Source organism: Staphylococcus sp. ACRSN (genome assembly GCF_022346615.1).
In the GTDB taxonomy this organism is placed as follows: domain Bacteria; phylum Bacillota; class Bacilli; order Staphylococcales; family Staphylococcaceae; genus Staphylococcus.
The window spans coordinates 65,215-78,613 of the sequence record NZ_JAKRNS010000009.1 but is presented as its reverse complement, the minus strand read 5'-3'; the positions used below and the strand labels follow the sequence as shown (position 1 = coordinate 78,613).

At 30.8% G+C, this 13,399-nt stretch carries 14 protein-coding genes; 10 read left to right on the top strand and 4 right to left on the bottom strand.

The genetic code is table 11. The features are described 5' to 3' along the window. Positions 1-332: 332 nt before the first annotated feature. The 3 genes from MHZ36_RS09770 to hfq are packed head-to-tail and all read left to right on the top strand — an operon-like array spanning position 333 to position 2,456. Positions 333-1,265, top strand: a complete 933-nt coding sequence (locus MHZ36_RS09770; protein ID WP_239231299.1) for an alpha/beta fold hydrolase — start codon at positions 333-335, stop codon at positions 1,263-1,265. A gap of 26 nt (positions 1,266-1,291) precedes the next feature. After that, on the top strand, positions 1,292-2,242 hold the full coding sequence (miaA, locus tag MHZ36_RS09765) for a tRNA (adenosine(37)-N6)-dimethylallyltransferase MiaA (RefSeq protein WP_239231298.1): 951 nt from the start codon (positions 1,292-1,294) through the stop codon (positions 2,240-2,242). A gap of 1 nt (position 2,243) precedes the next feature. Continuing rightward, the gene (hfq, locus tag MHZ36_RS09760) at positions 2,244-2,456 is read left to right on the top strand and encodes an RNA chaperone Hfq (protein WP_239231297.1); all 213 of its coding nucleotides are present in this window, start codon (positions 2,244-2,246) and stop codon (positions 2,454-2,456) included. A gap of 620 nt (positions 2,457-3,076) precedes the next feature. Here hfq and MHZ36_RS09755 read toward each other — a convergent pair. Continuing rightward, positions 3,077-3,550, bottom strand: coding sequence for a glutathione peroxidase (locus tag MHZ36_RS09755; RefSeq protein ID WP_239231296.1), 474 nt, complete (start codon positions 3,548-3,550; stop codon positions 3,077-3,079). Positions 3,551-3,654: 104 nt separating this feature from the next. Here MHZ36_RS09755 and hflX point away from each other — a divergent pair, with 104 nt between their 5' ends. The 4 genes from hflX (at position 3,655) to glnA (ending at position 8,119) form a co-directional block, all read left to right on the top strand. Further along, on the top strand, positions 3,655-4,890 hold the full coding sequence (hflX, locus tag MHZ36_RS09750; protein ID WP_239231295.1) for a GTPase HflX: 1,236 nt from the start codon (positions 3,655-3,657) through the stop codon (positions 4,888-4,890). A gap of 15 nt (positions 4,891-4,905) precedes the next feature. Continuing rightward, the gene (locus MHZ36_RS09745; RefSeq protein ID WP_239231294.1) at positions 4,906-6,144 is read left to right on the top strand and encodes a methionine gamma-lyase family protein; all 1,239 of its coding nucleotides are present in this window, start codon (positions 4,906-4,908) and stop codon (positions 6,142-6,144) included. Between the two features lie 244 nt (positions 6,145-6,388). Further along, positions 6,389-6,757, top strand: a complete 369-nt coding sequence (locus MHZ36_RS09740) for a MerR family transcriptional regulator (RefSeq protein WP_239231293.1) — start codon at positions 6,389-6,391, stop codon at positions 6,755-6,757. A gap of 21 nt (positions 6,758-6,778) precedes the next feature. Beyond that, a complete protein-coding gene (gene glnA / locus MHZ36_RS09735) occupies positions 6,779-8,119 on the top strand; it encodes a type I glutamate--ammonia ligase (RefSeq protein WP_239231292.1) in 1,341 nt (446 codons plus the stop codon). A gap of 251 nt (positions 8,120-8,370) precedes the next feature. Here glnA and MHZ36_RS09730 read toward each other — a convergent pair whose 3' ends face one another. After that, the gene (locus tag MHZ36_RS09730; protein ID WP_239231291.1) at positions 8,371-8,565 is read right to left on the bottom strand and encodes a LapA family protein; all 195 of its coding nucleotides are present in this window, start codon (positions 8,563-8,565) and stop codon (positions 8,371-8,373) included. A gap of 210 nt (positions 8,566-8,775) precedes the next feature. On the opposite strand from MHZ36_RS09730, the gene nucI reads away from it, so the two are divergent. After that, on the top strand, positions 8,776-9,306 hold the full coding sequence (nucI, locus tag MHZ36_RS09725) for a thermonuclease NucI (protein WP_239231290.1): 531 nt from the start codon (positions 8,776-8,778) through the stop codon (positions 9,304-9,306). Positions 9,307-9,411: 105 nt separating this feature from the next. Here nucI and MHZ36_RS09720 read toward each other — a convergent pair whose 3' ends face one another. Continuing rightward, positions 9,412-10,275, bottom strand: coding sequence for a hypothetical protein (locus MHZ36_RS09720; RefSeq protein ID WP_239231289.1), 864 nt, complete (start codon positions 10,273-10,275; stop codon positions 9,412-9,414). 486 nt (positions 10,276-10,761) lie between these two features. Here MHZ36_RS09720 and MHZ36_RS09715 point away from each other — a divergent pair, with 486 nt between their 5' ends. Then, complete coding sequence (locus MHZ36_RS09715; protein WP_239231288.1) at positions 10,762-11,217, top strand: sugar phosphate isomerase family; 456 nt, start codon at positions 10,762-10,764, stop codon at positions 11,215-11,217. 108 nt (positions 11,218-11,325) lie between these two features. Next, positions 11,326-11,907, top strand: a complete 582-nt coding sequence (locus MHZ36_RS09710) for a hypothetical protein (protein ID WP_239231287.1) — start codon at positions 11,326-11,328, stop codon at positions 11,905-11,907. 58 nt (positions 11,908-11,965) lie between these two features. Here the strand turns inward: MHZ36_RS09710 and MHZ36_RS09705 are convergent, their stop codons facing one another. Continuing rightward, entirely contained in the window at positions 11,966-13,333 is a 1,368-nt protein-coding gene (locus MHZ36_RS09705) for an aspartate kinase (RefSeq protein ID WP_239231286.1), read from the bottom strand. Between the last annotated feature and the right edge of the window lie 66 nt (positions 13,334-13,399).

The following is a 13,399-nucleotide window of genomic DNA, read 5'->3' as shown; positions in this document are numbered from 1 at the left end:
GGCCTATCAAAATGACATTACTGTCTGATAGGCCTCTTATTGTTAAATTTTATTCATTAATATAGCTAAATGTTAAGATAAAGGTATAATTTGATTTTAATTAGTAAAATGGAAAAGTTGCAATATAATAAAAATATAAATGGTAGTGAGATGTCAGTTAATAGTAACTACTAACACAATTTAAAATTAACGATAACATTATTATGTTAACTAATAAGACGCATTTTATATTTATTTAAAATTAATATTGTTTGCTATTTGATAGTGATGTCATTTGAAGGTATATTATTTAATAAAGGTTATTGAAAACTTTCATGGTTTGGAGGCAGATTATGAATTTAAATGAATTTAAAGTCACAGTTTCTGATGGGAAAATGATTGATGTGAAGTTAGATAAAGCAAAGCAACAAACTATAGGTGTGATACATCTATTTCATGGAATGGCTGATCACATGGATAGATATGACCGTTTAGTCACTTCTTTAAATCAACAAGGTTATGACGTTTTAAGGCATAATCATAGAGGACACGGTACACAAAATGACAATGGCACACGTGGTCATTTTGATTCCATCAATCAACTTGTAGATGATGCATATGAAATTGCACAAACGGTCTGTATCAATTATACTAATATACCCTATATAGTCATTGGCCACTCTATGGGGTCAATTGTGGCAAGGGTATTTGCTGAAAAATATCCACAATCTTTACAAGGATTGATACTAACAGGTACGTTACAACATAAGAAAGTATCAGGATTTATTTTATCTATTATTTTAAAGATGATCACATTGTTCTTTGGTAAAAAAAGAAAACTAAAATGGTTGAATAAAATGATGAATCGTACATTTAATAAGAAAATCGATTCACAAATGACTGAACATGATTGGATATCCAGCACTAAGTCAGAAGTTGAAGCATATATAAATGATTCAAATGCAGGATTTTTAGTATCAAATCAAGTTATATATGATACAATGCGCCAAGCGAGATTAACTAGCAAGATAAAAAATATAAAAATGATGCATCATAGTTTACCAATACTACTTATTTCTGGGAAAGAAGATGCGTTAGGTAATTATGGTGAAGGGATTCGTTTATTAGGTAAATATTTTAAAAAGGGCGGTATTGATCATGTTACCGTACAGCTATATAAATTTAAGCGAAACGAAATCTTGTTTGAAGATGATTATGTGCAAATATGGCAACATATGTATGAATGGATAGAAAAACAAATTTTAAAAAAATATGAAAGTAAATAGTAAATTAAAAAAGAGAGTTGATATAAATGGAAAATAGCAAACCATTTATCATCGTAATAGTTGGTCCAACTGCTGTTGGTAAGACTGAATTTAGCATTGAATTGGCAAAGCAATTTAATGGTGAAATCATTAGCGGTGATTCAATGCAAGTATATAAGTATATGGATATTGGTACTGCTAAAATAACAAATGATGAAATGGAAGGCATTCCGCATCATATGATTGATATTTTAAATCCAGATGATTCATTTTCAGCATATGAATTTAAAGTTAGGGCGGAAAAATTAATTAAAGAAATAACTGAGCGTGGTAAAACGCCGATAATTGCTGGAGGAACGGGCTTATATATTCAATCTTTAATACACAATTATGCATTTGAAGATGAAGAAACTGTTTCAGATGAAAAAATTATTGAAGTTCAACAAAAAATGAGTGAGCTACAAGAACTATCAAATGATGAGTTGCATGAATATTTAGCAACATTTGATGTTGATTCAGCAGTTGCAATACACCCAAATAATCGCAAAAGAGTTATCAGAGCAATAGAATATTATTTGAAAACAAAAAAAGTTTTGAGTTCACGTAAGAAAGTTGCGCAATATACAGAAAATTATGATACATTATTATTAGGGATAGAAATGTCGCGTGAAACATTATATAATAGGATTAATAACAGAGTAGATATAATGTTGGAACGCGGGTTAATAGATGAAGTGAAGTATCTTGTCGAACAAGGATACGAATCGTGTCAAAGCATGCAAGCAATTGGATATAAAGAAATGATTCCAGTAATTCATAATGAAATGACCATAGAAATGGCAACTGAAAAATTAAAGCAACATTCTAGAAATTATGCGAAACGCCAAATGACATGGTTTAAAAATAAACTCGATGTTGTCTGGTTAGACAAGGAAAAACTCACACTTTCATCAATGTTACATGAGGTTTCAGCCCAAATAAATAAAAGGAGTACATAACATGAATACAACAGAAAACATCCAAGACAAATTCCTAGGGCAATTTAAAGCTGAAGAAACAAAAGTAATTGTTTTTTTAGTAAATGGATTCCAAATGAAAGGTACTATTGTAGATTACGACAAATATCTTGTATGTTTACTATCGCAAGGTAAAGAACATATGATATACAAACATGCAATTAGTACTTTCACAATTGATGATTCAGAAGAATAGTGAATCAATAACTGTAAGTTTGGGATAATGATATCTTCAAATTATTGATATATTATATCCTATACATAATCATTTTGAATAAGCTTTTAAACTTGCTGATAAAACCTGTCTTTGTCAGCAAGTTTTTTGTGATAAATTACAGATAAGTCATTGTCTATTTACAAATTCACTTAATAAGGATTTCTAACAATAGAACGACTGAATTTTTAGTGAGAATTGATTTCATAGATATAATTAAATTCATTTATGTAAAAATAAATACAAAAAACATCTGGGACATAAATACCCAATCTTAAAAAAGAGGACAAATCCTTATGGATTTGTCCTCTTTATATTTATAATCTTACGATTTTGACCGTGCATGCTTGCATGGGGTATGGTTCGAGCCTATAGTCTCTCACTCATACGATTTCCCTAGGCGTCAGCACGGTAGAAAATCGGTACAATATATAGTTTGTTATTCAAAAAATAAGGTCTTTTCGTATAATTTTATAAAAACAAAGAAAACGTCAATTTCTATATAATTTCAATAGAAATTGACGTTTATTCATTAGTCAGAGATGTTCATGTCCCAGGCTCTTTTTGTATTTAAGAATAAATTGCTAAAAAATTATCACAGCTTATAATAATTTTTCTATATCAGCTTCAATTTGATCAGGTTTCTTTTGTGGAGAAAAACGTTTAACAACGTTACCCTCTTTATCAACTAGAAATTTAGTGAAATTCCATTTGATTTTTTCATTTAAAAAGCCATTTTGTTCAGAAGTTAAATATTTAAATAGTGGATGTTGATTTTCACCTTTAACGTCTAATTTTTCATGCATTGGAAATGATACGCCGTAATTAATTTTACAGAATTGAGTAGCTTCTTCACCAGTTCCAGGTTCTTGGCCACCAAATTGATTACATGGGAAACCAAGTACTTCAAAAGGTTGGTCGTTGTATTTTTGGTATAATGCTTCTAAACCTTCAAATTGAGGCGTGAAACCACATTCACTAGCTGTGTTTACGATTAACATTACCGTTCCTTTATAATCTTCCAATTTATATGATTCACCATTAGGTTTTTGTACTTCAATATCATAGATAGTCATATTCATTCACCTCTTGGTATTAATTTAACACAATTTGCCTCTATAGTCTTTATAAACACTCTATGATAGAATAGCTAAGAAAACTTTGAAAAGAGGTGTATGATATGTCACAACAATCGTTACACAAGACGGCGAAAAAATTAGAAACAGCAGTGTTAGTTGGAGTACATGCTCAATCGGAAGACGAATTTAATTTTGAGTCAACGATGGAGGAATTAGCATCATTATCCGAGACATGTCAACTTGATGTGAAAGCACAGTTCACACAAAATAAACAGCACTTTGATAACAAATACTATGTTGGAAAAGGGAAATTGGAAGAAGTTAAAGCATATGTAGAATTTCATGATATAGATGTTGTTGTGACTAATGATGAGTTAACTACCGCTCAATCAAAATCATTAAACGGCCAACTTAATGTCAAAATCATTGACCGTACACAATTGATACTAGAGATATTTGCTTTAAGAGCGCGTAGTAAAGAAGGTAAGTTACAAGTAGAATTAGCTCAATTAGATTATTTAATGCCAAGATTACAAGGGCATGGGCGCAGTTTATCCAGATTAGGTGGCGGAATTGGGACAAGAGGCCCTGGTGAAACAAAGTTAGAAATGGATAGACGTCATATTAGAACTCGTATGAATGAAATTAAACATCAACTTAATACAGTAGTCGAACATCGTGAAAGATACAGAAATAAGCGTGAGCAAAACGCTGTATTTCAAGTGGCATTGGTCGGCTATACAAATGCAGGAAAGTCTTCATGGTTTAACAAATTAGCTAATGAGTCAACGTACGAAAAAGATTTGTTATTTGCTACATTAGATCCAAAAACAAGACAAATTAAAATTAATGAGGGTTTCAATTTAATCATTTCAGATACAGTTGGTTTTATTCAAAAATTACCTACAACATTAATTGCTGCTTTTAAATCAACTTTAGAAGAAGCAAAGGATGCCGATTTATTATTACATGTCGTTGATAGTAGCCATCCAGAATATCGGGGACAAATGGATACTGTCAATCATATTATAAATGATTTAGATATGGACCACATTCCGCAAGCCATCATATTTAATAAGAGAGATCTTAATCAAGATGTAATCCCAACAACTAATTTACCCTCAGTTAATGTATCAACACAATTTTCTGAGGATGTTGGTAAAGTAAGACAATTATTATTTGAGCAAATTAAAAATATATTAAATTATTATGAAGAAGAAGTTGACAGTACAAATGCGGATCGCTTGTATTTTCTTAAACAACATACGTTGATTACTGAATTACAATTTAATGAAACGTCTGCCAAATATGAAGTTAAAGGTTATAAAAAAGAATAAAGGAAGTAATTATACATGGACGAAATCAAACAAGTCGTGAATGAAGTTGAAGCAGTACTTCTACCTTATTTTAAAGAAATTGAACAAAGAGCTTACCTTAATCAGGAAAAAGTATTAGACGCATTTCATGCTGTTAAAGCATCTGAGAGTGACTTACAAGGAACGACTGGATATGGTTATGATGATATCGGTAGAGACCATTTAGAAGAAATTTATGCACAAACTTTTAAAGCTGAAGATGCATTAGTTAGACCACAAATTATCTCTGGTACACATGCAATTACACTTGTACTACAAAGTATGTTGAAATATGGGGATGAGTTACTTTACATTACTGGTAATCCATATGATACTTTACTTGAAGTAATTGGTATCAATGGAAATGGTATTGAAAGTTTAAAAGAGCATGGAGTGAGTTATAGCAAAGTAGATTTAGTGAATAGTGAAATTGATATTGATGTTGTGTTGCAATCGATTAAGCCAAATACTAAAGTGATTGCAATACAGCGTTCTAAAGGGTATGACCAAAGACCTTCAATCAATTTAGACGCAATCGAACGAGCTATTTCAGCAATTAAAGCTGAGCATCCTGATATCATTGTATTTGTTGATAATTGTTATGGTGAGTTTGTAGAGTTAAAGGAACCAATTGAATGTGGGGCAGATTTAATTGCAGGATCATTAATTAAAAATCCTGGCGGTGGTCTTGCGAAAATAGGTGGTTATATTGCTGGTAGAAAAGATTTGATTGAACGCTGTGGCTATCGTTTAACAGCTCCGGGTATTGGTAAAGAAGCAGGCGCTTCATTATACTCGTTACAAGAAATGTACCAAGGTTTCTTTTTAGCGCCACATGTAGTGAGCCAAAGCTTAAAAGGTGCATTATTTACAAGCCTATTACTAGAAAAGTTAAATATGCGTACAAAACCTGCATATCATGAGCCAAGAACTGATTTAATTCAAACTGTTGAATTTGATAGTAAAGAACAAATGATCCAGTTTTGTCAAAGTATTCAGCATGCATCCCCAATTAACGCCCACTTTAGTCCTGAACCGGCATATATGCCAGGTTATGAAGATGATGTTATTATGGCAGCAGGGACATTTATTCAAGGTTCTTCAATCGAATTATCTGCAGATGGACCAATTAGACCACCATATGAAGCGTATGTACAAGGTGGTTTAACATATGAACATGTTAAATTAGCAGTAACACGTGCTGCACAATCTTTGAAGGCCAATCAATTAATTTAAATTGAATAATCTTAAATGACGTTAAATGATTTCTAAAATGGAATGATTTAACGTTTTTTTATAAAAAATATCTAAAAATTTTTAAAGAATATTCAGAAAAGTTTTTGGATTTTAATAAAATATTAACTGTAAATCCAGTCATATCAACATGTCAGCGTTTCATGTTAGAAAACCTAACATACCTTTGAATTTGTCTGATAATTGTGCTAAATTAATAACAAGTTCAAAAATAGAGGTGATTGGATTGAAGTCAAACGATACTTTACGACGCAATATGCCTGTCTTCTCTATGAGTGTTGTTACGAAGTTGAGTGAATTAACCGCAAGACAAATTCGCTATTATGAAACACATGAACTGATTAAACCACAACGGACAGAAGGGAATAAGCGATTATTTTCACTGAATGATTTGGAGCGATTACTTGAAATTAAAAGTCTGATAGAAAAAGGTTTTAATATTAAAGGGATTAAACAAATAATTCATGATGATCAAGCGCACCTTTCTAATGAAGAACAAGAAACTAGAAAACAAATGATAGTTGATGCTACACAGAAACCGCAACGAGAAGCGATTCCGATAAACCGTGGCGATTTATCACGTTTTATCAAATAATTTTACTGGAGGACATTAACAATGCCAAAACGTTCATTTACTAAAGAAGACATTCATAAGTTTGCCAAGGAAGAAAATGTAAGATACTTACGTTTACAATTCACAGATATTTTAGGTGTAATCAAAAACGTTGAAGTACCTGTTAGTCAATTAGAAAAAGTATTAGATAACGAGATGATGTTTGACGGATCATCAATCGAAGGTTTCGTACGTATTGAAGAATCTGATATGTACTTATATCCTGATTTAGATACTTGGGTAATTTTCCCATGGACAGCAGGTCAAGGTAAAGTAGCTCGACTAATTTGTGATGTATATAAAACAGACGGAACACCATTTGAAGGTGACCCACGTGCTAACTTAAAACGTGTATTAAAAGACATGGAAGATTTAGGATTCACTGACATTAACTTAGGACCTGAACCAGAGTTTTTCCTATTCAAATTAGATGAAAAAGGTGAACCAACATTAGAATTAAATGATGATGGTGGATATTTCGACCTTGCACCTACTGATTTAGGTGAAAATTGTCGCCGTGATATCGTATTAGAATTAGAAGACATGGGCTTTGATATCGAAGCAAGTCACCACGAAGTTGCACCAGGTCAACACGAAATTGACTTTAAATATGCAGATGCAATTACAGCATGTGATAATATCCAAACATTCAAACTTGTTGTTAAAACAATTGCTCGCCAACATAACTTACATGCAACATTCATGCCAAAACCATTATTTGGTGTAAATGGTAGTGGTATGCACTTTAACGTATCTTTATTTAAAGGTAAAGAAAATGCATTCTATGATCCAAATGGTGATATGCAAATGACAAAAGACGCATTCCACTTTGTTGCAGGTATTCTTAAAAATGCGCGTGGATTTACTGGCGTATGTAACCCATTAGTTAACTCATACAAACGATTAGTGCCAGGTTATGAAGCACCATGTTACATTGCATGGAGTGGTAAAAACCGTTCACCATTAATCCGTGTACCATCTTCTCGTGGTTTATCTACACGTGTTGAGGTACGTTCAGTAGACCCAGCAGCAAATCCATACTTAGCTTTAGCAGCAATCTTAAAAGCTGGTTTAGATGGTATTGAAAACAAATTAGAAGTACCAGAACCAGTTAACCAAAATATTTACGAAATGAATCGTGATGAACGTGAAGCTGTAGGTATCCAAGATTTACCTTCAACGCTTTATACAGCAATTAAAGCAATGAAAGAAAATCAACCTATTAAAGATGCATTAGGTAATCACATTTATAACCAATTCATTAACTCTAAATCTATTGAATGGGACTACTACAGAACACAAGTTTCTGAGTGGGAAAGAGAACAGTATATTAAACAATACTAGGTGCTAGACAAAGGGGTATAACACTAGGTATATAAGCAACCCAGTTATTCTTTACGAATAATTTGGGTTGCTTTTTTTGCACACATTTATATTTTTTTAATGGTTTGGGTGAAAATTGGGTGAAAATTGGGTTTTGTTCAGAATTAGCTTATAAAAATATAGATACAATAAAAATATTATGTAAATTAAAGTGATATAAAAAAGGCACGACATGTTTGTCGTGACCAATTATGTTAATAATTCAAAAGGATTTATTTCTTTTTGTTTCGCTTATTGACTATTCCTTGGATAATGACGATAATAAACCCAACGAAGATTCCCATGAAAATAGCTAAAACTACTGATACAATTGGCGGTAAATCGAATTGAAATTGCAAGATTAAACCGATGACTATCGCTATGATAATGGTGATTGATGAAATCATATTTTCTTTGAATATACTCAAAAACGTTCACTCCTAACATGCACATTATAGCACGTATTATACTTTGAGTTAAATTAAATTAACGAAAGTTAGACGTATTGTAGCCTGATTTATGATTTGATAAAAACCACTAAATAGATGGATATTAAACATATGTTAAAAGCGCATCTTGACTGTAATGGATAATTTATATATGATGATTTGAATAAAGACTAAGAAGTAGGTGCAACAATGAAATCAACTAAAGCGTTAACAGGTATAGTAGCTGCCGTAATAATTATCGGGGTATTATTTTTTCAATTTATAAATCATAGTGGACCGTTTCAAAATGGTGGATCAAAAAGTGCTTCAGGACCTAGTGAAACTGAAAAAGTTCATGTTGATCGAGTGGTAGATGGGGATACTTTAATTGGTAGTAACAATAAAGAACAAAATATTAAAATAAGACTAATTGGTATTGATACACCTGAAACAGTTAAACCGAACACACCTGTACAACCATATGGTAAAGAAGCTTCAGACTATTCTAAGAAAGAGTTATCAAATAAAGATGTATATTTAGAATATGATAAGGAAGCTGAGGATCAATATGGTAGAAAATTAGCATACGTTTGGTTAGACAAAAAAACAATGTTTAATGAAATACTAGTAAGAAAAGGGCTGGCGAGAGAAAAGTATTTTGCTCCAAACGGTAAATATAGAACTGACTTTGAAAAAGCTGAAGAAGAAGCAAAAAATGATAAATTGAATATTTGGAGTTAATATACGTTATTAGTAATTTGGACCAACTTATGTTGGTTCTTTTTTTATAAAAAGAGAGTTATGAACATTATAAACTTGTTCATAACTCTCTAAAATATTGCTAAATTAGTGGAATCTTTCTACTAATTTATTGTATTGTTCTTCTGAAAGGGATTCATTTGCATTTGTTAATGTATCACCAATGACTTCTTTTAATGAAGACTTAGAAGAAACCGTTTCTGTATAATCTTCACGAACATTTGGGCCGTCAATAATATTTACACTACCATCTGTAAAGTAAACCAAACCAATATTACTGATTTTGTGATTTGATTTTTCAGCAATAGCCGCTTCTAATTCTTTAGTGTTTTTTGCAGTTTGTTCAAATGGATCATAACTGTAAAAATCATAAATTACAGAATTATTTTTCACGCGTTCTATAAAAGTATACGAACCTGTACGTGTCGTATTAAATTGACTGTGATATTGTTGTGCAATATAACGACCTACTGTTTGGTTTAATGATGTTTCGTTACTATTTGAAACTTCGTTTTCAGAATTTACATCAAAGTGGTAAAAAGTTTTTTGTTTCCAGTTTTTTACATTGATGTTAAAAACACCTTTGTCAGTTATAACAATATAATCAAATGCTCTTGCATATTCAAATAATGGATGTTTAACTGCAAGATTTCCTGTTGCAATAATATCAAATGCATTAATAACACCTGAAGTTTTATACTGTTCAAGAATATCATTTAAATTTTGTTTTGCTTTACGTAAACCATGATGGTTAGTATCGTTGTTTCCGTCAAAATGCAGCATCTGATTTTTCAATTGTGTATTTTCGCGTGTAACAAAACTAATTTTAGTAACTAATTGTTCTTTAGAATACTTTTCAGATTCTAATTTTTGTTGCATATTTCTTTGATTTATAATCATCACAATAATGAGCAAAATAACAATTACTAATAAAATGAATGTTAGTAGCATGATTATCATCCTAATCTCTATAAAAATTTGATATTACAGTTTATTCTACTCCTTTATGAACCTTTGTACAAATCTGTTTGTTTAAACTGTAACTACATATTGATTATATTCTCATTATTATGTGTTTATCAACGGAATTGATAAATTTAACTTAACTTAAACTGTAATTTAATGGAGAATTTATAACAAGAATGTCATTTTATATTTTTTAAGTATTTTAACCAATAATACTAATGATGGATTTTGTAATAAAGACGTGAACTAATTATATTTATGCGATATTTCTTAAAGTAAATATACATTCTGATTGTTTCTTTTAACTTAAATTACGAAACCAATATAAATAATGGTATTAATTCAGCTATTTCAAAGCAATATAGTATTTATTTATAACTGTCTTTAGTAATCGTATAGTTTACATAATTGTACTTAAATAGATATAATAGTGTATATGTGAATTTATTAATTAATATGGGGGATTATTACTTGAGTGCTTTGAAAAACTATTTGAACGAGCTTATTGAATGTATTAATAAAAATGAAATAATTGCGTTTGATAATCATCCCGTTTCTTTTAAAATCATAGATCAATTATTTAAAGCTGGTAAAAAAATCACAGTTATTTCTTATTCAACTGACATTATTAAATATGTTTCAAAATATACAGATTTTAATATCATTTTACCAAATGGTGCTGTAAATAGTGCTTTTCATGTGATTTCAGGTCCAGAAGTGATAGAATCGTTTTCTAAATATCATATTAACTATTTTTTTATCAGGGTTCCGTATATTTATAAGGACGATTTTTATCAGGATATACCGGAGATTGCAGATATGCAAAAAACATTAAATCAAAATAGTGAGCATCAACTTATTATAAATAGGCCGACATTTTTAGAAAATTTGCCTGGTAATCAATATATTAAAGTTGGTGGATTTTAGAAATGTAGAATAGTTTTAATATTTGAAGTAGAATACATTGAAAAATGATCGGACAAATTATATAATGTATTTTAATGGAAACGCTTACTTTTTGAGGAGGTGTCTATTTTGGACAATCATATACAAACTTTAGTAAGTCAAATTAATACCAATGTTGGTAACTTAATTAAATATAATGGAGAAGTTGCAAAGCAACTTTTTATGAGAGATGAGTTTAACTTAAACTGTAAAGTAGATATAAGTGTTGAACGAAAATTTCTTGCTGAAGTATTAAAATATATTCCAAACTTGTATACTATAAAATTATATGATGATAAACATGTAACAACGAATTTTACAGATATTCAATTTTCAGAAGTTACACATGCGAATGTATATTATGATACTGATTTAATCATGACATTAATTGTATATGATGTAGAGCAAGATGATTGGATGTTTAGATGGAATCATAATATTAGATTACCTGAAAAAAATATCTATTTCCATTCAATTAGGTGGGATGTAGATTACATAAAGCCTGAAATCGTTTTGATGTACGAGTTGCTCGATCCGATTGATTATCAGCAGATACCTAACTATAGAAGCGTTATTGATTCATTAAGCTACTATCAATTTGTAATGTTACGATTAGTAGTAGGAGATGAACGTATCAATCAAGCTTTAATTTCAGAGAAATCAGCAATGTAAAACCCACAAATCAATGGAAATCAACGTAATGTTGACCATAATGATTTGTGGGTTTGTTTTATATTTTTAAATATTCGCCATTATAACAATATTCATAAGTCGATTTTACAGCTTTTTCTGCATCGGCAACATCAATACCAAACATAATTGAAATTTCAGATGCGCCTTGGTTCATCATTTTTAAATTGATTTCCGCTTCAGCTAAAGCATGAGTTATAGTATTTGCAGTACCTACAATTCGATGCATGCCTTCTCCTACAATCATCAGTATTGCTAAATTGTGTTCAACGTTTAGTTCGTCCACATCGCATTTTTCTCTGATGTCATTTAAAACTTGTTCTTCTCTATTTTGAATTTCTTTGGAGCGCATAATTATACTGATACTATCAATACCTGAAGGCATATGGTCGAAAGAAATGCCATAATCTTCAAGCACACCTAAAATTTTTCTTGTAAAGCCAATTTGTCTGTTCATTAGATATTTTTTAATATTTAATACCGTGAAATCTTTATCACAGCTTATACCACTAACGATATTAGAAGAATTGATTTCTCGATCGTGACGGATATATGTACCTGTATCATTTGGACGGTTTGTATTCTTGATAACGACAGGTATGCGATCTTTGTGTAAAGGTTGTAAGGCTTCGTCATGAAAGACACCAAAACCTGCATATGACAATTCTCGCATTTCACGATAAGTAATTTCATCAATGACTTCTGGATTTTTTACTATTGTTGGATTGGCTCTAAAGATACCTGAAACATCTGTGAAGTTTTCATATAAATCTGCACGAACACCTCTTGCTACTATAGCACCAGTAATATCTGAACCACCACGTGGAAAAGTAACGACATAACCTTGTCGTGAAATACCAAAGAATCCAGGAACAATTAATTTTTCATTATAATTTCTTAAATTATATATTGCCTCATAAGATTGATCTAATATTTGTGCGTTTTGTGGTAAATCTGTAACAGTAATACCCGCTTCGCCAGGAGATATATAACGTGTAGGAATACCTTGGCTATTATTGTATTCAGCGATTAGTTGGGCATTAAAATTTTCCCCACATGAAAGTAATGCATCTAATAAACGTGCAGGTTTTTCTTTTAATGTGGCAATATAATTTTCAAGTGTTTGATTAATAGTAGATAACAATGAATCGCTCATGTCTAATTCAACTATGATATCTGCATACCGTTGAATTATTTCATTTTTCTTTGCTTGATAATCTAATCCTGCAATTACTTTTTCGTAAAGTCGAATTAATAAATCTGTAGTTTTTACATCATCACCATGTCTCTTTCCAGGCGCTGAAACAACGATGATTTTTCTATCTGAATCAGCATTTACTATATTTAAAACTTTTTTTATCTGTTCTGCATTAGATACAGAACTTCCTCCAAATTTCGCTACTTTCATAATGAATTACAACCTTTCTAAAAAATCAGAAAATTTTGTTTAGTTTTTATCACGAGAGTGATAGTA

Coding starts and splice junctions, on each gene's coding strand:
- MHZ36_RS09720 (WP_239231289.1), bottom strand. CDS start 10,275: ATGCTACTAACATTCATTTTATTAGTAATTGTTATTTTGCTCATTATT.
- glnA (WP_239231292.1), top strand. CDS start 6,779: ATGCCAAAACGTTCATTTACTAAAGAAGACATTCATAAGTTTGCCAAG.
- hfq (WP_239231297.1), top strand. CDS start 2,244: ATGAATACAACAGAAAACATCCAAGACAAATTCCTAGGGCAATTTAAA.
- MHZ36_RS09745 (WP_239231294.1), top strand. CDS start 4,906: ATGGACGAAATCAAACAAGTCGTGAATGAAGTTGAAGCAGTACTTCTA.
- MHZ36_RS09755 (WP_239231296.1), bottom strand. CDS start 3,550: ATGACTATCTATGATATTGAAGTACAAAAACCTAATGGTGAATCATAT.
- MHZ36_RS09770 (WP_239231299.1), top strand. CDS start 333: ATGAATTTAAATGAATTTAAAGTCACAGTTTCTGATGGGAAAATGATT.
- hflX (WP_239231295.1), top strand. CDS start 3,655: ATGTCACAACAATCGTTACACAAGACGGCGAAAAAATTAGAAACAGCA.
- MHZ36_RS09705 (WP_239231286.1), bottom strand. CDS start 13,333: ATGAAAGTAGCGAAATTTGGAGGAAGTTCTGTATCTAATGCAGAACAG.
- nucI (WP_239231290.1), top strand. CDS start 8,776: ATGAAATCAACTAAAGCGTTAACAGGTATAGTAGCTGCCGTAATAATT.
- miaA (WP_239231298.1), top strand. CDS start 1,292: ATGGAAAATAGCAAACCATTTATCATCGTAATAGTTGGTCCAACTGCT.